Origin of the sequence: Streptomyces sp. NPDC017520 (assembly GCF_044329855.1) — a bacterium.
Lineage (GTDB): Bacteria > Actinomycetota > Actinomycetes > Streptomycetales > Streptomycetaceae > Streptomyces.
Genome location: NZ_JBIRKB010000006.1, coordinates 14,699 through 34,121 on the forward strand (window position 1 = coordinate 14,699; position 19,423 = coordinate 34,121).

Sequence of the window (19,423 nt, forward strand, 5' to 3'; positions counted from 1 at the left end):
TGTGCGCCACGCCCTGCCCGGCTGGGGTTTGAGCCGGTTGTCAGTGGGTCAGTGCACTATCGGGGTGGGAGGTGGCGTGATGATGACGCACGCGGCGTACGACTGCGATGTGCTGGTGATCGGCGGCGGGATCGTCGGTCTGTCGACCGCGTATGCGCTTCTACGGTCCGCGCCGGGCACCAGAGTGACGGTCCTGGAGAAGGAGCGCGGCCCCGCCCGCCACCAGACCGGCCGCAACAGCGGCGTGGTCCACAGCGGCATCTACTACCGCCCCGGTTCCCTCAAGGCCCGGTACGCGCTGCGCGGCTCCGCCGAGCTGGCGGACTTCTGCGCCGAGCACTCCATCGCCCACGCCACCACCGGCAAGCTGATCGTCGCCACCGAGCGCTCCGAGCTGCCCCGGCTGCACGGCCTGGTGCAGCGCGGCCGCGAGCACGGACTGCCCGTGCGGGAGCTGGGCCCCGCCCAGATCGCGGAGTACGAGCCGGAGGTCCGGGGCCTCGCGGCGATCCGGGTCGGCACGACGGGCGTCTGCGACTTCACGGCCGTCGCCCGGCGCTTCGCCGCCGAGGTCACCGCCGCCGGCTCCATCGTGCGGTACGGCGCGGAGGTCACCGCGATAGACCGGCGCCCCTGGGGCGTCGCGGTGCGCACGGCGGACGGCACGGTCGTCCGGGCCAGGGTGCTGGTCAACTGCGCGGGACTCCACAGCGACCGGGTGGCCCGTCTCGCCGGGGACGACCCGGGGGTGCGGATCGTGCCGTTCCGCGGCGAGTACTACACGCTGGCCCGCCCCGAGCTGGTGCGCGGCCTGGTCTACCCGGTGCCGGACCCGGCGTTCCCCTTCCTCGGCGTCCACCTCACCCGGGGCTTCGACGGCTCCGTCCACGTCGGGCCGAACGCGGTCCCCGCCCTGGCCCGTGAGGGATACACCTGGCCCCAGGTCCGCCCCGCCGAACTGCTGTCCACGCTGAGCTGGCCCGGCACCTGGCAGATCGCCCGCAGACACTGGCGGTACGGGGCGGGCGAGGTGCACCGCTCGCTGTCCCGGTCCGCCTTCACCCGGGCCGTCCAGCGACTGCTGCCCGCCGTCACCGAGGACGACCTGCGCCCGTCGCCCGCCGGGGTCCGGGCCCAGGCGGTGCTGAAGGACGGCACGCTGGTCGACGACTTCCTGATCCGCGAGGCCCCGCACACCGTGCATGTGCTCAATGCCCCGTCGCCCGCCGCGACGGCGTGCCTGCCCATCGGCCGGGAGGTGGCACGGCTCGCGCTGCGCCGGGCTCAGGGATCGGGGTGGAAGCCGCCCGCCGTAGAATCCGGTCATTGTGTCTGAGCAGCCCTTGAACCCCGCCCCCACCGAAGCGCCCGACGACGACGCGCCCGACACGGCGCCCGCCGGCACCGTGCCGACCGGCCCCACGCCGACCGACAGCACGCTGACCGACAGCACGCCGGTCGGCTCCACGGCGACCGGCTCCACGGCGGCTGACGCGCTCGCCGACGCCCCGACCGACGTCACAGCCGACGTCACGGCCGACGAGGCCGCCGCGCTGCGGGCCGCCTCCTTCGAGCGCGCGCGTCGGCTGCGTCAGGAGCCCCGCTTCCCCGGTGGCCCCGCCGCCGACCCCGCCGGTTCGCACCACGAGCGCCGGATCCGCAGCTTCCAGCCGCGTCGCAGCCGCGTCACGACCGGCCAGCAGGACGCCCTGGAGCGGCTGTGGCCGAAGTGGGGCCTGGACATCGACGGGCAGCGCGTCCTGGACCTGGGCGAGATGTTCGGCGGTCTGCCCGTCGTCCTGGAGATCGGCTTCGGCATGGGCGAGGCCACCGCGCAGATGGCGGCCGACGACCCGGGCACCGGCATTCTCGCGGTCGACGTCCACACGCCCGGCCAGGGCAATCTGCTGGGCCTCGCGGACAAGGCCGGCTCGACCAACGTACGGGTGGCCAACGGCGACGCGGTCATCCTGCTGCGCGAGATGCTGGCCCCCGAGTCGCTCGACGGCCTGCGGGTCTACTTCCCCGACCCCTGGCCCAAGGCCCGGCACCACAAGCGGCGCCTGATCCAGCCCGAGTTCCTGGACCTGGTGACCCCGGTCCTGAAGCCCGGCGCGATCGTCCACTGCGCGACCGACTGGGAGCCGTACGCCGAGCAGATGCTGGAGGTGCTCACCGCGCACCCCCGCTTCGCGAACACCGCGGCCGACGGCGGATACGCCCCGCGCCCCGCGTTCCGGCCCCTGACCCGCTTCGAGGGACAGGGCCTGGACAAGGGGCACGTCGTCCACGACCTGCTGTTCGCCCGCGTCTGACACACCCTGTGCGGCCACGTCCTGGCCGGATGCCCGTCGCCGGGTGTCGGTGCTCCTCGTTAGGGTCGAGAGGTGTCCGACCCCTCCGTGCAGCATCAGCAGGCGCGACCCGCCGTCCCGGTCCTCCATGAGCGGCGGCCCGACGAGGTCCTGGGCGCCGCACCGGAGCACGGCCGAGCACGCTATCGGCCGCGCCGCGTCGGCATGGTGTGGCGCAGCAAGGCGTTCCGCGCCGGGGCCGTGATCGTGGCGCTCGTGCTGTGCGGGCTGGTGATCCTCGCCCTCGTCCGCGAACAGACCGGCCCGGAGGGGTTCCTGGTCGGCCTCGGTCTGGCGGTGCTGCCGGTCCCGCTGCTGATGGCGGCGTTCCGCTGGCTGGACCGGGTCGAGCCGGGCCCCTGGCGGAATCTGATCTTCTCCTTCGCCTGGGGCGCGTGCGCCGCCGCGCTCGTCGCGATCATCGCCAACTCGTTCGCGACGCGCTGGATAGCCACCGCGACGGCCGATCCGGCCAGCGCCGACACCCTGGGGGCGACAGTGATCGCCCCCGTGGTCGAGGAGAGCGCGAAGGCGGCGGCCGTGCTGCTGATCTTCCTGTTCCGCAGACGGGAGTTCAGCGGGGTGGTGGACGGCGTCGTCGTCGCCGGCTTCACCGCGACGGGCTTCGCGTTCACCGAGAACATCCTCTATCTGGGCAACGCCTTCGGCGAGGACCAGCAGCTGGGCAGCTCCGGGTTCGCCTCGGTGACGGCCGGGACGTTCTTCGTGCGGATCGTGATGTCGCCGTTCGCGCACCCCCTGTTCACGGTCCTCACCGGCCTCGGCTTCGGCTTCGCGGCCGTCAGCGCCCGCCGCCACCGGGTCCGCCGGATCGCCCTGCCGGTGCTGGGACTGCTCCTGGCGATGGGCCTGCACGCCCTGTGGAACGGTTCGTCGGCCTTCGGCCCGTACGGCTTCTACGCGGTGTACGGGATCGTCATGGTCCCGGCCTTCGGCCTGGTGACCTGGCTGGCGATCTGGTCGCGCCAGCGGGAGCTGCGGGCCCTCGCGGCCGAGCTGCCCGCCTATGCGGCGGCCGGCTGGCTCACCCCCGCCGAGCCGTCGGCGCTCTCCTCCATGCGGGCCCGGGGCATGGCCCGCGACCTGGCCCGCCACTGGCAGCCGGACCGGGCGCGGGGCCGGGCGGCGGCCCGCGCGGTCGCGGAGTACGAGTCGTTCGCGACCTCCCTGGCGGGGCTGCGCCGCCGGGCCCGCCACGGCGCGGTGGGCCAGGACTTCGGCGCGCGGGAGCGGGAGTTGCTCCACCACCTCTGGCAGCGCCGGGAGTTCGCGGCCCCGGCCCTCACCCACGCGGCCCTGCTGACGGCCCGCCCGGGCGCCCACCGCGCCCACTCCATGCCGACGTCGTACGGAAACGGGTACGGAAATGGCTACGGGTACGGGCAGACGCCCGGATACGGGCAGGCGCACGGGCACCCGCCGGGATCGGGATACGGCCCCGCCGCCTACCCGCCGCCCCAGCCGTACGGCAGCGCACCACCCAGCCACCGCCGCCCGCCGACGTAGCCGCAGCCACACTCACCACCACAGCTTCGGCGTCCGCGTACGGCGGCGGCGTCCGGCTCCGTCAGGCCGACGCCTCGGTGAGCAGGGCGAGTTCGCCGTCGGTCAGCCGCAGGTCGGCCACCGCGACGAGAGCGGGAAGCTGCTCGACCGTACGGGCGGAGGCGATCGGGGCGGCGACGGTCGGCTGTGCGGCGAGCCAGGCGAGGGCGACCGTGGCGATCTCGGCGTCCCGTTCCCCGGCGACCCGGTCGAGGGCGGCCAGCACCTTGCGGCCCCGCTCCGACTCCAGGTGGCCGCCCGCCGTCGCGGAGCGGGCGCTCTCCACACTCGTACCGGGGCGGTATTTGCCGGTGAGGAAGCCGGAGGCGAGCGCGTAGTACGGGACGGCGGCGAGGCCGGCGCGGGCCGCGGTGTCCTGGAGCTCGCCCTCGTAGGTGCCGCGGGAGACCAGGTTGTAGTGCGGCTGGAGCGCGACGTACCGGGCGAGGCCCTCGCGCTCGGAGAAGTCGAGGGAGGCCCGCAGGCGCTCGGGGCTGATGTTGGAAGCGGCGATGTGCCGCACCTTGCCGTCCTTCACCAGTTGGTCGAGGGCGGTGATGATCTCCTCGACCGGGACGGCCTCGTCGTCGAAGTGCGTGTAGTAGAGGTCGATGTGGTCGGTGCCGAGGCGGCGCAGCGATGCCTCCGCCGCGCCCTTGATGGTGCCGGCGGACAGGCCCCGGTGGTCGGGGTGGGCGCCGGCCTTGGTGGCGACGACGATGTCGGCCCGGTTGGAGCGGGAGGCGAGCCACTTGCCGATGACGGTCTCCGACTCACCGCCCTCGTTGCCCTCGACCCAGGCGGAGTAGGCGTCGGCGGTGTCGATGAAGTTGCCGCCGGCCGCGACGTACGCGTCCAGGACCGCGAAGGACTGGTCCTCGTCCGCCGTCCAGCCGAAGACGTTGCCGCCGAGGGCGAGAGGGAAAACCTGGAGGTCGGAGCTGCCGAGAATGCGCGGAGAAGTCATGTGGAGGTTCAACGGGACGGGGCGGGGACGGTATTCCGCCGCCCGCCGGACCGTACCGTCCCCGGACAGACCGGCAGCCCTGACGTCGGGGGGTGTGCGTCAGGGCTGCCGGGGTTGCGGGGCGGCGACGAAGGACGTCAGCCGCGGGGCCTGGAGATCAGACGTTCAGGCCCTTGCTGTTGAGCCAGGCCATCGGGTCCATCGCGGAACCGCCCGCGGTGCGGACCTCCAGGTGGAGGTGGACGCCGGTGACGTTGCCGCTGTCGCCCATGCGGCCGATGGTCTGGCCGGTGGTCACCTTCTGGCCGACGGAGACCTCGATCGAGGACTGGTGGGCGTACCAGATCTCCGTGCCGTCCTCCAGCTGCAGGACCGTGCGGTAGCCGTACGAACCGGAGTAGCCGGCCGATGTGATCGTGCCGCTGTGCACGGCCTTGAGCGGTGCGCCGGCCGACCCGGCGAAGTCGAGACCGGTGTGCTGGCCCGAGGACCAGAGCGCGCCGGACTGACCGTAGGTCGAGGTGATCGTGTACGAGAAGGTGGGGAGGGAGAAGCTGGCGGCGAGCTTGGCGAGCCGCTCGGCCTCCTTCTTCTTCTTCGCCGCTTCCTCCGCCGCCTTCTTCTTCGCGGCGGCAGCGGCCTCGGCCTCGTCCTGCTGCTTCTTGGCCTCGGCGGCGGCGGTCTCGGCCGCTGCCTTCTCGGCGGCGGCCTTGGCCTCGGCGTCGGCGCTGGCCTGCTGCTGCTCGGCCTGCTGGAGGATCCGGGCGCGCAGCGCCTCGCCGGCGCCGGTGCCCTGCTCGGCCTCGGCGGTGGTGAGGCCGGCGGTGGTGAGCGGCGCGGACGCGGCGACCGGGGCGGGCTCCGCCTCCTCGGACATCAAAGACCCGACGCCGGGAAGGGACTTGGCGTCGGGGAGGTTGTCCACGATGGAATCGGGAAGAGAGATGGAGACCGGCGCCTTGTCCTGAGCGGTGGCCATACCGCCCGCGCCGACAGCCGCTATGACACCGACTCCGAGGACGGTGGAGCTACGGGCCAGACCACGCTGCTTGGCCACGCGGTGCTTGCCGCGCACGGGACGGATGGACTCCGCGGTGGGGTTCCATTCCTCCCAGGTGCGCTCCTCGCCACCGAGGGTGTCGGCACTGAAGGGTGACGGGGCCTCAGGGGCAGGCTTGTTGGACGCCACGTGGGCGCACTCCTTTCCTTCCTTCTCGCCTACCGGGTTAGCTGACGGGTTCGGAGCAGGAAGGTCTCCTACGGGCCCCTCCGTCTCTCACGAGACGCAGGCGTCCGATTCACCCCATGTAGGTGGTTCCCCGGTTCCCTTGCGGAATTCGGCGCTCGCGCGCGGCGCCGTCTCTGACGACGGCTGTGACGACCGCGCTGCGTTATCGAACGTTAATAGACGGACGGGCCCTATTCCAAGCTGTTCCTGTTGATCATTAACGAACACGGCAGGGATGTACGGGTGACAACCGGGCGCAATCGGGCGACTTGACCACGCCTCAGCCACACTGCTTTTTCTGACAGTGTGTCAAATGTTATGCGGAGCGGCGCCTTTTGATTACGCACCGTGTCACCGCCCGGCACCATCACTCCGGCGTCACCGCCCGGCGTCATCGCCCCGGCCCACGATCTTCACCGTCGTCCGGCGCACGGGCTGCCCCTCCGCCGGCCGGCCGACCGCGATGAGCGCCATGTCGTCCGTGGTCCGCCCACCGGTGTGCAGCCGTACGTCGTCCGTCAGCGCGGACAACAGCTCCTCCGGGCCCGGGAAGATCCGGCCGCGCAGCCGGGCCGCCGGATCGTAGAAGACCCCGTTCGGGTCCCGGGCCTCGGACAGGCCGTCCGTGAAGGCGAGGAGCGTCGCCCCCGCGGGCATCGCCCACTCGTCGGACCGGTCCGGCCACACCCCCAGGTCCATCCCCAGCGGCATGGCGGGCACCGAGGGTGCCAGCACCTCCAGGGCGCCGTCGGCGTGCAGCAGGATCGGCTCGGGGTGACCGCGGTTGACGAGGCGCAACGAGGCGGCACCGGGCGGGATCTCGGCCAGCACGGCGGTGATGAACCCCTCCATCGCGTCCAGCCCGTACCGCCGCGTCCCCTCCCGGGCCAGCGCCCGCTCCAGCCGCTGCGCGACACCCTCCAGCGAACGCTCCTGCTCGGCCGCCTCCCGGAACGCCCCGATGATCACCGCCACCGCCTCGACGGCGTCCAGCCCCTTGCCGCGTACGTCGCCGACGACCAGACGCACTCCGTACGGGGTGTCCGCGACGGCGAACAGGTCGCCGCCCACGAACTCGTCCGCCTGGGCCGCCTCGTACCGCGCGGCCACCTGGAGTCCGCCGATCCGCTCGGCCGGGGTCGGCAGCACGGCCCGCATGGCGGTCTCCGCGATGACCCGGGCCGAGGCCAGCTGCTCGTTGCCACGCCGTACGACGCCGTTGATGACGAGGGCCAGCACCGAGGCCGTGAGCACGGTGATCAGCTCGATGATCGGGACCACCTGGGTGGACGTCCCGTCGGAGAGCCTCATCGCGATGACGGAGAGGACCGCGGCGATGCCCGTACGGACGGTCCGGGACTTCGAGAAGAACGGCGCGGCGATCAGCGGGGCCGCGACGAACAGGGGGACAGCGGTGAAGTTGGGCGGAGTCAGCGAGTCGAGCACCAGCCCGCCGAGGATCAGCAGGGCCGGGAGCAGCCGGACGAACCGTCCGGTGCGCCGCCCGTCGGACGTCAGCTGGCCCTCCCGGGACCCGAACACCACCCGGCCCACGGCGTCGAAACTCCCCGCCGTGGCACTGCGCCGTTCGTCGGCCATCCCCACCTGTGCACTCCTGCCCGGTCCACCCACGGCTGCGGACGGTACCGCGCCCCGCCCAGGCTTCCCGGAGCCGCGCCGAGCGGCTACTCCGCATCGGCCGAATAGGGGGAGCGGGCGGAGGCCCGGCCTTCCGTGGTCAGTCGGAGAGCCGGTGTTCCGCGTATACCGTCAGTGCGTCCCGTACGAAGGCGGCGGTGCCGTCCCCGTAGCGATCGTAGTTCTTTCCGAAGCGGGGGTCGGCGACATACATCTCGCCGAGCCCGATCACATACGAACGACTGGGCGCCTTGGCCGAGGACAGCCAGGCGCAGTGCCGCCGCGCGAGGTCCTGCGCCTCGGCCCCGTCGGCGGCGAGCCCTCCCTCCCTGGCCCGTCCCCAGGCGCGCGCGATGGCCTCGTGCTCGTCCTGGAACGCCTTCTTCTGCTCGTCGCCGAGCGAACGCCACCAGCGGTCGCCCTCCTCGTACGCGTCCCGGCCCCAGCGCTCGGTGACCTCCTGCTCGTGGGCGGTGTGATCGAAGCCGTCGAACACTTCATCGGCCATGAGTTCCATCCCCTCCTGCGTCTTGTGGAGAGTGGTCCGCACCGAGGCGATCTGCCGCCCGATGCGCGCCTGCTCCTGTTCGAGCAGCCGCAGATGCGCCCGCAGCGCCACCGCCGTGTCCCGCTGCCCCGCGAGCACGTCCTTGATGGCGGACAGCGAGAGGCCCAGCTCCCGCAGCAGCAGGATGCGCTGCAGCCGGACGAGGGCGTCCTGGTCGTAGTAGCGGTAGCCGTTGCTCCCGATCCGGCTCGGCGTGAGGAGACCGACGTCTCCGTAATGCCGGAGCGTGCGGCTCGTGGTGCCGGCCCGACGGGCGATTTCCTGAATGGACCACTCCATGCCGGAAACGCTGCGTCAAGGTCAAGCCGCGCCATCACGACGCCGGGAAACGACTCGGGCCCGGCACGCTGTGCGTGCCGGGCCCGGGCCTTCAGTAGCGGGGACAGGATTTGAACCTGCGACCTCTGGGTTATGAGCCCAGCGAGCTACCGAGCTGCTCCACCCCGCGTCGGTAAACACAACTCTACGGCATACCCGGCGCGCCCTTGACCAATTACGGCGGAGCTCCTCCGGGACGGAGGCGAGCCCCATGGCCGGAACCCGGACAGCGGCGCCCCCGGTGCCCCCGGTGCCCCCGGTGCCCCCGGTGCCCGATGATGGCGGCCCCTCACACCACGCGACGCCCTGGGGGACCATGCGCACCAGACACACCTTCACCGCCGCACTCACCACGGCCGGCCTGCTCCTGACCCGCGGTACGCGGACAGGGTGGCCGCGTGGAGGGCCGGGCAGGCCCCGGACTCGCGTGACCCGGAGGAGCCCCGGCCGGTGCGGGGGTTCACGCTCCCCGCCGAGCCCGAGGCGTAGCCCGCCCAGAACGACCGCGGCCCCTGCCTCTCACGAGAGGCGGGGGCTGCTTCGCGTGATCGTTTGCACTTCGATGGAGCATCGATGGAGCGAGCGTCCGAAATGAACCCGAACAAGCAGCGACCCCAGATCAGAGAAACTCTCTGACCTGGGGTCGACGGGTAGGCCGTGTGGGACTCGAACCCACAACCAACGGATTAAAAGTCCGCTGCTCTGACCAATTGAGCTAACGGCCCCTGGGAGATCACTCCACGAGCATAGCCGCCCCCGGCCCGACGGCCGAGGCGGTATCCGATTCGCGTCCCGGCACGGCGTCGCCGGACGCGGGCCCCGGCGATCCACCCGCCGGGGCCCGGCACTTCCCTAGAACAGCGAGAGGTAGCCCTGCCAGCCGGGGCTGAGCTTCTCGCGGGGGGCGAACAGCCCGTCGCCCCTGCCCTCGTACCGCCACAGCACCCCGGCCTTGTCGCGGGCGAACAGGTCGTTCCTGCCGTCGCCCGTGATGTCGCCGACCGCCGCGATCGCGTTGTACGTGTTCCAGCCGGAGCCGATCCGCTGCTTGGCGGCCAGCTTTCCGGCGCCCGTGCCGGCGTACCGCCACAGCACCCCGGAGGAGTCGCGGGCCAGGACGTCCCCGATGCCGTCGCCGGTCAGGTCCCCGGCTCCGACGACCGTGAGGCCCTTCCAGCCCGTGCCGATCAGGACACCGGCCTTGAGCTTGCCCGCACGGTCCGACGCGTACAGGTAGAGGGAACCGGTGGACTTCTGACGGGCCAGCATGTCGGCCACGCCGTCTCCGTTGAGGTCGCCGGGCGAGTACACGTCGTACGCCTTCCAGCCCGTCCCGATCTTCGCCGGGTCGTGGAGGAAGCCGTACTGGCCGTCGTCGTCGCACGTGCCGTCGAGCCGGTACAGGGCGCCGTCGCTGTTCACGACCAGGTAGTCGTTGCAGCGGTCGCCGCGCAGGTCGCCGGTGGGCACGATGCTGGTGGCGGGAGCGTCGAGGATGCCGAAGTAGCCGGTGTACGGGCCGACCGTGCCGGGAAGCTTGCCCCGGCGCATGCCCAGGCTCCGGTCCTCCACCACCACGAAGAGGTCGCCGAGGGCGTCCCGGCCGCCGAAGTCCCGCCAGGCGGGGGCCGCGTGGGTGAGCCTCACGTTGCCGGACCTGGTCAGGGCAGGGCCTTGGCCGTCCGCGGGCTGCGCCGTCAGCGTCCAGTCGTAGGTTCCGTTGACCACGAGCCGGCCGTTGGTGTCCCGGGCGTCCCAGTCGGCCGTCAGGACGTCGCGGGCCTCGCCGCCGGTGAGCGTACGGACCGTCCTGCCGGTCCGCCGGTCGACGAGCTTCGCCTTCCAGGAAGCCACGGGCCGGGAGAGCCGGGCGGAGTAGGCCCAGTGGCCGCTCTCTTCCGAGGGCCAGCTCTCCGAGCGCTCGTCATGGACCCCCAGCGCCTGCGCCGGCACACCGGTCGGCACCACGTGGATCCGCTGGCCGGCGTCCACGTACGCGACGTTCCCGCCGCGCTTGTCGACCGTCCACGCCACGCGCCGCTGCGCGTTCTCGGTCGCCGGCAGCTCACCGACGACCCGCTCCGGCGCCGTACCCGTGCGGATGCCGGTCACCAGGTCGCTCAGGACCAGCTTCCCGGCGGCCTTGTCGTGACGCACCAGGTAGCCGTCGCCGAGCAGGGCCTCGTCGGCGGGGACGGGCACCGACTTCTTCGTCGTCCGGTCGTACACCCCGGCCGGGCCGGAAGCCCCGCACGACCAGTAGAGCCAGCGGCCCAGCGCCTGGAGTTCGCGCGGTGCGCAGCCGGTGCCCAGATCGACGGTCTGCCGTGTGCGGCCCGTCGCCAGGACCGTCTCCGTCACGGTGCCCGGCTTCTCCGCCGCGCTCCACAGGGTCTGCTCCCACAGGGCGGACGCGACCGGCTTGCGGGTGAGGATCTTCTCCGGCCCGTACGCCCGGTAGACGGTCTGTACGCCCGCCGCCTCGTTCGTGTAGACGGCGTACTCCCCGTCGGCGTCCGTGAGGGTGCCGCCGGAGGCGCCGGTGATGAAGGAGCTGCCCTCGGAGGAGCGCACCTCGTCGCCGGAGGCGCCGTCCCGGCGGGCGAGGAAGGTGACACCGCCGTCGAGGGCTCCGAACATCGCGTGGCAGTCGGGGTCCTCCGGCCCGCACTCGGTGTGGAACGTGATCCTGGCGGGGACCTGCGGTCCGTAGGACGGCGTTCCCGACAGGCTCAGGGTGCGCACCGTGGCGCGGCGGACGTTGGAGACCTGGCTGTCCGCCACGGTGAGCCGCCCGCCGGACAGGCCGATCCCCTGGGTCCTCTGCGGCAGCGGGGCGAGGTCGATCACGCGCTCCAGCTCGGGAACGCCGCCCGGGCCCTCGGTGATGCGGTGGGCGCCCCACGCGCGGTCATCCCCCTGGCTGCTCGCCCCGCCGACGACGATCGCGGAGCCGTCCTCGGCGGCCGCGATGTCCTTCTTGGCGGCCTTCAGCAGCACGCGGGGCGCACCGCCGTCGAGCGGTGTGGCCATGAGGGGGAAGTTGTTGCCCCGGTTGTGGATCAGCCAGTCACCGACGACGCGCAGGGAGGAGAAGTAGCGGTCGGCGGGCGGCACCGAGGTGATCGTCCGCGGGGTGCCGCCGAGGTCGGACCGGGGCAGCACCCCGATGGTCGTCCCGGTGCTGCCCACCACGTAGAAGAGGAGGTGCCGGGGGGACAGGACGAACGCGTTCCCCGAGGCCCTGACCCCCGCGCCTAGCCGCTGGTCGACCCGCGCGCCCGCCACGTCGACGAGTGCCAGGGTGGCGGCGCCGCCGCTGACGTAGCGCAGGGCCACGGAGGTGCTGTCCCCGGCCACGGCCGAGTCGGCGTGCAGCAAGCGGGTGTCGGCCGGCAGCCCCTCGACCGTGCGGTCCCGTACGGTTCCGTCCTCGCGCACGTCCAGCAGATGCGCCTCGTCCGCCGCGCGGGGCGTGTCGCCCGTGGCGTCCGGCGCGATCCTGACCGCGACGACCGTACGGCCGAAGACGCCGGAGAAGAGCAGCCCGTCCGGGAGGGTGAGGGTGCGGGTGGTACCGGCCGCCATGTCCCGCAGCTCGAAGGTGTTCCCCCGCTGGTACACGATCGTGTCCGTGCCCGTGCCGTGCACCTTGTCGACCGGTGCGGTTACGGACGGGCCGGCGGGGAAGATCCGCCCGTCGGAGAAGCGGGTCCAGACATAGCCGCTCGGCGGCCCGGACACCCGGTGGAAGACGCCGGCCGCTCCGGCTCCATCGGCGCCGCGCTGCCGGCCGACGGCCGCGAAGTTGAACGGCTGTACGAAGTTGCTCATCGCGGGCGGGATGACCACCGGGTCCGCCGCCGCGGCGGGCGCCGCGAGAGCCGTCGGGACGTTCGCGGGAGCCGGGGTCGCGGCCGCGGCCATCGGTCCCAGCCCCGCGGTGACCGACAGAACCAGTGCTGCGGCGACGACGCCGTTCGTGAGGGCACGCTGGGCCACTCGGGTTCCTCCCCGTGGAAGACAGTGGGCGCGGGGGGACGCGATCTATCGGCAGCGGTCGGCGGAGGCCGGCGTGGAAGTCCCGGGCTCGCTCCCCGGCGGTGCCCCCCCACACGAGTGTGCGGATCTTAACAGGATCTCCACACCACGGGAACGTCTTGCGAACGCGGTGGAACGTCATGCGAACGCGGTGGAACTCCAGCTCTCCGGACAGCAACAGGGCCCGTACGTCACCGAGTCGGTTCGGTGGCGTACGGGCCCTGCCGGTCTGTCAGGCGGACCTGCTCGGCCGGTTACCGGCCGCGCGGGGGTCAGCCGTTGCGCTTCCAGCGCGGCTTGTCGTCGCGGCGGCCGAAGGAACCGGTGTTGGTGCCGGTGTTGGCGCCGCGGTGGTCGTCACGACGGCCGGTGGGGCGGTCGCTGCCGCCGCCGGAGCGGAAGCCGCCGGAGGGGCGGTCGTCACGACGGTCACGGTTGAACGGGCGGTCGCTGCCGCCGGAGCGGAAGCCACCCGACGGGCGCTCGTCGCGACGGTCACGGTTGAACGCCGGACGGTCGTTGTCCCGACGCTCGAACGAACGGCCACCACGGTCGTCCCGACGGTCGCCACCACCGGAGCGGAAACCACCCGACGGGCGCTCGTCACGACGGTCACGGTTGAACGCCGGACGGTCGTTGTCCCGACGCTCGAACGAACGGCCACCACGGTCATCGCGACGGTCGCCACCACCGGAGCGGAAACCACCCGACGGGCGCTCGTCACGACGGTCGTTGCCACCGCGGTAGCCGCCGCGGTCGCCACCGCGGTTGTCGCGGCGCTCGTAGTTGCCCCGCTCGTCGCGGCGCTGCTCGTCGCGGGCGGCCGGCTGCTCCGGCACGGAGACGGCTGCCTCAAGGGCGGCCTCGGCCTCGGCGGCGACCTCGGCCACCGCGGCCTCGGGGTCGTCGCCCCGCTCGCGCGCGGCGCGGGCGACCAGGCGGTCGGCCTCCTCGCGCAGTTCGACGGCGCGGCGCTGGACGCGCTCCAGCTGCTTCGTCAGATCGGCGGCCTCGCGCTCGGCCTGCTTGGCGGCGTTGTTCGCGGAGTCGGCCTGGACCTCGGTGAGCGAACGCGCGCCGGTGATCTCGGCGACCTCGGGCTCGAAGACGCCCGCGCCCTGGACGATGTGGCGCGAGGCGTCGACGCCCGCGTCCTCCATCAGGCGGAAGATCTGGCGGCGCTGGTGCGGAAGCGCCAGCGAGACGACGACACCGGACTTGCCGGCGCGGGCGGTACGGCCCGAGCGGTGCAGGTAGTCCTTGTGGTCACCGGCCGGGTCCACGTTCAGGACCAGGTCGATGCCGTCGACGTGGATACCGCGGGCGGCGACGTCGGTCGCGACGAGCGCGTTGACGTAACCCTTCTTGAAGTCCTCCAGGACCCGCGTACGGGCACCCTGGGTCATGCCGCCGTGCAGCGCGTCGGCCTTCACGCCGGACTCGATGAGCTGCTCGGCGATGCGGTCGGCGCCCAGCTGGGTGCGGACGAAGATGATCGTGCGGCCCTTGCGGGCGGCGATGGCCGCCGTGACCGGCGCCTTGTCCTTCGGCTTCACGACGAGGACGTGGTGCGACATGGTCGTGACGTTGCCCTGGGCGCTGTCGACCTCGTGCGTCACCGGGTTGGAGAGGTAACGCTTGACCAGCGTGCCGATCTCGTTCTCCATGGTGGCGGAGAAGAGCATCCGCTGACCCCCACCGGGGATCTGGTCGAGCAGCTCGGTGACCTCGGGCAGGAAGCCCAGGTCGGACATCTGGTCGGCCTCGTCGAGGACGGCGACCTGGACGTTCGCCAGGGAGCACGCGCCGCGGTTGATGATGTCGCGCAGCCGGCCCGGGGTGGCGACGAGGACGTCGACACCGCGCTCCAGCGCGTAGATCTGGTTGCCCATCGACGTACCGCCGCAGACGACCTTCATCTTGAGGCCGAGCACGTCGCCGTAGGGCTGAAGCGCGTCCGCGACCTGCATCGCGAGCTCACGGGTCGGGGTGAGGATGATGCCGCGCGGCTTCTTCTTCTCGGTGGTGCCACCGGAGAGCGAGGCCAGCAGCGGCAGACCGAAGGAGAGCGTCTTGCCGGAGCCCGTACGGCCGCGGCCGAGGATGTCCTTGCCGGCCAGGGCGTCCGGGATGGTCGCCGCCTGGATCGGGAAGGGGGCGGTCACACCGTTCTGCGCCAGCTTGCGGACGATGCCCTCGGGCAGACCCAGGTCGCCGAAGGTGACGGTCGGCTCGGCGACGGCCTCGTCGGCGATCTCCTCGGCGGAGTCCGCGATCTCGGCCGCAGGAGCGGCGATCTCGGCCGCGGGAGCGGCGATCTCCTCGGCGGGGGCGTCGGCCTGCGTGTCGGCGGTTACGTCGGTGATGAAGTCCGCGACGGACTTCTCGGCGACGACGGTCTTCTCGGCGGCCGGGGCGGTCGCGCCGGCGGGGGCCTCGGTCACAGCGGCCTCGACGAGCTCGGCGAGCTCGGCGTTGTCGACGTTCTCGGGCATGACGGTGCGGTCAGAACTGGAAATTGACATGCGAAATGCGAAACCTTCCGGAGTCTCGGCACGCGCCCATAACTCCGTGATTCGCAATTTCGACCGCCTCAATGCGGTCCAGCCACGGCAAGGGAGAGTACGCGCCACACGGCGCTCTTCTGTGTCGGCGCCGGGCAATGGGATCAAACGATCTACTACCATACGCACTCTCACCCACATTGCGCAAACCAGCCTCCGAGGACCCCCGGCTAAACCGGCCCCACCTGCGGCGATGCCTCCGGGGTCCGCAGCGGCCGGGTGGCTTCCGGTCCGCTCATCGCATGGGCCCGCAGCTGCGCGGCGGGCGAGGCCGAGGGCGCCGGTTCCGGTGGATCGGTGGGCTCCGGTTCGGGCTCCGGGTCCGGGGCCGGCGTCGGTGACGCCGGCGGCTCCGGGGTGATCGGCGGAGGTTCCCCCGGCCCCGGCGCCGAGGGCGTCGGCGAGGGCGGGGGGCCGCCCCGGGTGGGCCCGGGCGCGGCCGGTTCGGGGCGCGGGTCCTCGGGGGTGACCGACGGTACGGCAGCGGAGGCCTCCGGGCTCGGGCTGCCCCCGGGCACGGCCCGGTCCGAGTGGGGATGGGCGCCGCCGACCCGTCCTCCGGTCCGTCCGGAGCCGGGAACCGTGTCCCCGGCCGGGTCGGCGGCGGAGCCCTTCGGGCCGGCGGACCGTGAGGGCCCCGGCGCCCCGGCACCGTCCTCGCCGACGCTCATACAGCCGGTGGACGCGGCGATCGTCAGCGCGGTGACGGCTGCCCAGCGGACAGGGGCGGACAACTGGCGCACGAGTGGCACCTCCGGAGCGAGGGGGCGGAGAGCGGGGGCGCAGGGCGGTAGCGGAGAGCCCGGCGCCGGGGCGGAGCGGGAACGGAAGCGCGCGGTACGGCGTCGCACCGTGCCCAACTCCCCCGACCCCGCCGGAGACACGCCCGAAACGCCACCCGCCCGCGCGACGACCGGCGACGCGGCCCCGGAACACCACCCCCGGCACCCGCCGGACGAGCCCGGGCGACGACCGGCGAACGGCCCCGGACGCGACGCCCGGCACCGCGCCCATGCACCGCGCCCGCGCCCGCGCTACCCCCCGAACCCGCCCGTCAGCTCCGCCCCCAGGAACACCGCGCCCAGGCCCGCCAGCAGCGATGCCAGGACGTTGGCCGCGGCCAGGAAGGCCCGGCCCGTCTCGGCCAGGCGGAGGGTCTCGTACGAGAACGTCGAGTACGTCGTCAGCGCCCCGCACAGGCCCGTCGCCAGCAGGACGTGCGCCGGGGAGGACACCGCGGCGCCGGTCAGCAGCCCGAGCAGCAGACTGCCCGCCGTGTTCGCGGTGAAGGTGCCCCACGGGAAGACGTACGGGACGCCCGGCCCCTGGCGCGCCCGCACCGCGCGGTCCGTCAGATAGCGCAGCGGCGCGCCCACCGCCCCGCCGATCGCCACCAGCAGCCAGTTCACGCGGCCCGCCCCTCGCCCCGGGAACCACGGGAACCCCGGAGGCCACTGGAGCCACTGGAGCCACTGGAGCCACTGGAGCCACTGGAGCCCCGGAGTCCACGGGAACCCCGGAAGCCCCCGGAACCCCGGAAGCCACTGGAGCCCCGGAGGCCTCGGGGACCCCAAGGTGCCCGAGGTTCCCGAGGCCCCCGGTCCAGCCAGGTCCTCGTTCCCGCGGCCGCCGCCCACACCGCCCCGAGCGCGGCCACCGCCGTCGCCGCCGCGTACGCCAGGGCGGTCAGGGCCTCCTGACGCACGAGGAGGTCCGAGACGCCGGCCGCGTACGTCGAGAAGGTCGTGAAGCCGCCGAGCACGCCGACGCCGAGGAAGGGCCGCACCAGGGGGCGGGTCACCCGGCCCCGCTCGACGGTCAGCACCATCAGCACGCCGATCAGGGCGCAGCCGATCACGTTGACCGCGAACACCGTCCACGGGAAGCCGCCCGCGCCGGGCCACAGCACCAGAGCCCCGTAGCGGGCGAGCGCGCCGAGCGCGCCGCCGACCGCGACCGCCGCCAGCACCCGGGCCTGCGGGGCGGCGGGCGGGCCGGGCTCCGGCAGCTCCCGCGGGGCCTGCTCGCTCACCCGTAACCCAGGGCGTGCAGCCGTTCGTCGTCGATGCCGAAGTGGTGGGCGATCTCGTGGACCACGGTGATCTCGGTCTCCGCGACGACATCCTCCTGCGACTCGCACATCCGCAGCGTCGGCCCCCGGTAGATGGTGATCCGGTCCGGCAGCACCCCGGCGTACCACTCGCCCCGGTCGGTGAGGGGGGTGCCCTCGTAGAGCCCGAGCAGATCGGGGTCGCCGGGCTCCGGTTCGTCCTCGACGAACACCGCTACGTTGTCCATCAGCCGTGTCAGCTCCGGCGGGATCCGGTCCAGAGCCTGGCTCACCAGCTCCTCGAACTGTTCGCGCGTCATCTCCAGCACCCGGCCATTGTCCCGTACGGAGGCGGGGTGCGGGCAGACGGCGACCGTCCCGGACTCATGACCGGGCGGGCCGCCCGGCATGGCGGGGGCCGTACCGGGGCATACGGGCCCAATGGTCCGCGTCCCGTTCCGTGCCGCAGCCGCCCGCGTCCGGCACCGCCTCACCCAGCTCATCGGCCCGAAGTCCCGGGGCCACGCTTCCGCCCGCACCCGCACCCGCTCCCGTACCCCCGCCGGCACCGGCGCGGCGGCCTCCGGCGACCTGACGGGACCCGCCCGCCGCCCGTACCTCCGCGCCCTCGGCATGCTCGCCGTCGTCGTGCTGGGGGCCTGGCTGGGACTGCTCGCCGTGGGCTCCATCCGTACTCCGGTCGGCCCCATGGACACCAACATGACACTGCGCCCCTCCCTGACCGGCGGCAGCAAGATCAACGTGTCCCCGCTCGGCGCCCTGGAGCTGGACTCGCACAGCGCGCCGCTCCGGCTCGACGTGGACGTGGACCGCCTCGACCCCGAACGCTCCCAGGCCCTGGTCGACCAGCCGGAACGGTTTTCCAGCCTCCAGGACGAAGTCACCCGGGACGTCGCCGCCGGCACCCGGGAGCTGGCCGTACGCTCCTGTGTCGCCGTCGTCTCCGGCGCGACCGCGCTCGGCCTCGTCGTCTACCGCCACCCCCGCCGCGCCCTGGCCGCCGGCGGGCTCGCCCTCACCCTGCTGGCCGCGTCCGGCGTCAGCGCGTACGCCACCTGGAACCCGAAGTCCGTCCTGGAGCCGAAGTTCTCCGGGCTGCTCTCCAGCGCCCCGTCCCTGGTCGGCGACGCCCGCTCCATCGTCACCGAGTTCGACATCTACCAGCAGGAACTGGCCCGCCTGGTCACCAACGTCACCAAGCTGTACGACGCGACCTCCACGCTCCCCGTCTACCAGCCCGACCCGGGCACGATCCGGGTCCTGCACGTCTCCGACATCCACCTCAACCCGGCGGCCTGGCACATCATCGCCTCGCTCGTGGAGCAGTACGAGATCGACGTCATCGTCGACTCGGGCGACACGATGGACCACGGCTCCGCCCCCGAGAACGGCTTCCTCGACCCGGTCCGCGACCTCGGCGTGCCCTACGTCTGGGTGCGCGGCAACCACGACTCGCCCGTCACCCAGGCCTATCTGAAGAAGTTCGAGAACGTGAGCGTCCTCGACGACGGCAGCGCGGTGAACGTCGGCGGGCTGCGGATCGCCGGCACCGGCGACGCCTCCTTCACCCCGGACCGGACCGCCCCGGTCGGCGGCAAGGAGGCCGCGCGGCTCGAAGGCGCGCGGCTGGCCTCCGCGCTGCGCGACCAGGAACGCGCGGGCACCCCGGTGGACATCGCCGTCGCCCACGACCCGAACACCGCCCGGGAGACCGACGGCACGGTCCCGCTGGTGCTGTCGGGCCACCTCCACCGCCGGATCAACGAGCAGCTGAAGCTCGGCACGCGGCTGAAGGTCGAGGGCTCCACGGGCGGCGGCGGGCTGCGCGCCGTGCAGAACGAGAAGCCGGAGAAGGTGCGCGCCTCGGTGCTCTACATGGACCGCTCCACCCGTCGGCTCCAGGCCTGGGACGAGATCACGCTGGGCGGTCTCGGACTGACGACCGCCGAGGTCAGCCGCCACCTTCCGGAGGAGAACCTGAAGAAGGACGCCCCCCTCTCCCCCACCCCGTCGTCACCCTCCTCGCCCTCCGCCACCCGCTCCCCGGCGCGCCCCACCCCGTCGCCGTAAACCGTTTTGGCGATAGCTCCACCCATCCCATATGCTTC

13 protein-coding genes, 2 tRNA genes, 1 pseudogene and 1 riboswitch are annotated in these 19,423 nt (G+C 72.9%); of the genes and pseudogenes, 4 read left to right on the forward strand and 12 right to left on the reverse strand.

What is annotated here, in order from left to right; all coding sequences use genetic code 11:
- Positions 1-79: 79 nt before the first annotated feature.
- The 3 genes from lhgO (at position 80) to ACH4KB_RS15920 (ending at position 3,881) form a co-directional block, all read left to right on the forward strand.
- A complete protein-coding gene (gene lhgO, locus ACH4KB_RS15910; protein WP_398066554.1) occupies positions 80-1,336 on the forward strand; it encodes an L-2-hydroxyglutarate oxidase in 1,257 nt (418 codons plus the stop codon).
- Positions 1,329-2,315, forward strand: a complete 987-nt coding sequence (trmB, locus tag ACH4KB_RS15915; protein ID WP_398066555.1) for a tRNA (guanosine(46)-N7)-methyltransferase TrmB — start codon at positions 1,329-1,331, stop codon at positions 2,313-2,315. The genes lhgO and trmB overlap by 8 nt, the downstream gene beginning before the upstream one ends.
- 72 nt (positions 2,316-2,387) lie before the next feature.
- Entirely contained in the window at positions 2,388-3,881 is a 1,494-nt protein-coding gene (locus ACH4KB_RS15920; protein WP_398066556.1) for a PrsW family intramembrane metalloprotease, read from the forward strand.
- 61 nt (positions 3,882-3,942) lie between these two features.
- Here ACH4KB_RS15920 and ACH4KB_RS15925 read toward each other — a convergent pair whose 3' ends face one another.
- The 12 genes and pseudogenes from ACH4KB_RS15925 to ACH4KB_RS15980 all read right to left on the reverse strand — a co-directional run bounded on the left by ACH4KB_RS15925 (position 3,943) and on the right by ACH4KB_RS15980 (position 17,623).
- Positions 3,943-4,887 carry an aldo/keto reductase gene (locus ACH4KB_RS15925; protein ID WP_398066557.1) on the reverse strand — a complete coding sequence of 315 codons (945 nt, stop codon included), beginning with the start codon at positions 4,885-4,887 and terminating at the stop codon, positions 3,943-3,945.
- Between the two features lie 157 nt (positions 4,888-5,044).
- Positions 5,045-6,076, reverse strand: a complete 1,032-nt coding sequence (locus ACH4KB_RS15930; RefSeq protein WP_398066558.1) for a M23 family metallopeptidase — start codon at positions 6,074-6,076, stop codon at positions 5,045-5,047.
- Positions 6,077-6,087: 11 nt separating this feature from the next.
- A riboswitch (cyclic di-AMP (ydaO/yuaA leader) is annotated at positions 6,088-6,240 on the reverse strand.
- A gap of 253 nt (positions 6,241-6,493) precedes the next feature.
- Positions 6,494-7,714: a PP2C family protein-serine/threonine phosphatase gene (locus tag ACH4KB_RS15935; RefSeq protein WP_398066559.1), complete on the reverse strand. Its 1,221-nt coding sequence runs from the start codon at positions 7,712-7,714 to the stop codon at positions 6,494-6,496.
- Between the two features lie 139 nt (positions 7,715-7,853).
- On the reverse strand, positions 7,854-8,600 hold the full coding sequence (locus ACH4KB_RS15940) for a MerR family transcriptional regulator (protein ID WP_398066560.1): 747 nt from the start codon (positions 8,598-8,600) through the stop codon (positions 7,854-7,856).
- Between the two features lie 95 nt (positions 8,601-8,695).
- A tRNA-Met gene (locus tag ACH4KB_RS15945) sits at positions 8,696-8,769 on the reverse strand.
- Positions 8,770-9,290: 521 nt separating this feature from the next.
- A tRNA-Lys gene (locus ACH4KB_RS15950) sits at positions 9,291-9,364 on the reverse strand.
- Between the two features lie 127 nt (positions 9,365-9,491).
- Positions 9,492-12,641, reverse strand: a complete 3,150-nt coding sequence (locus ACH4KB_RS15955) for an FG-GAP repeat domain-containing protein (protein WP_398066561.1) — start codon at positions 12,639-12,641, stop codon at positions 9,492-9,494.
- A 311-nt stretch (positions 12,642-12,952) separates the two neighbouring features.
- Positions 12,953-15,175, reverse strand: coding sequence for a DEAD/DEAH box helicase (locus tag ACH4KB_RS15960; RefSeq protein WP_398066884.1), 2,223 nt, complete (start codon positions 15,173-15,175; stop codon positions 12,953-12,955).
- 239 nt (positions 15,176-15,414) lie between these two features.
- Positions 15,415-15,987, reverse strand: a complete 573-nt coding sequence (locus tag ACH4KB_RS15965; protein ID WP_398066562.1) for a hypothetical protein — start codon at positions 15,985-15,987, stop codon at positions 15,415-15,417.
- Between the two features lie 291 nt (positions 15,988-16,278).
- A complete protein-coding gene (gene crcB / locus ACH4KB_RS15970; RefSeq protein ID WP_398066563.1) occupies positions 16,279-16,653 on the reverse strand; it encodes a fluoride efflux transporter CrcB in 375 nt (124 codons plus the stop codon).
- A 179-nt stretch (positions 16,654-16,832) separates the two neighbouring features.
- Positions 16,833-17,276: pseudogene (locus ACH4KB_RS15975) on the reverse strand (fluoride efflux transporter FluC); the annotation flags it as partial.
- Complete coding sequence (locus ACH4KB_RS15980; protein ID WP_032790371.1) at positions 17,273-17,623, reverse strand: metallopeptidase family protein; 351 nt, start codon at positions 17,621-17,623, stop codon at positions 17,273-17,275. The pseudogene ACH4KB_RS15975 and the gene ACH4KB_RS15980, both read right to left, overlap by 4 nt.
- A 112-nt stretch (positions 17,624-17,735) precedes the next feature.
- Between ACH4KB_RS15980 and ACH4KB_RS15985 the strand changes: the two genes are divergently transcribed.
- Entirely contained in the window at positions 17,736-19,385 is a 1,650-nt protein-coding gene (locus tag ACH4KB_RS15985; RefSeq protein WP_398066564.1) for a metallophosphoesterase, read from the forward strand.
- Positions 19,386-19,423 lie beyond the last annotated feature (38 nt).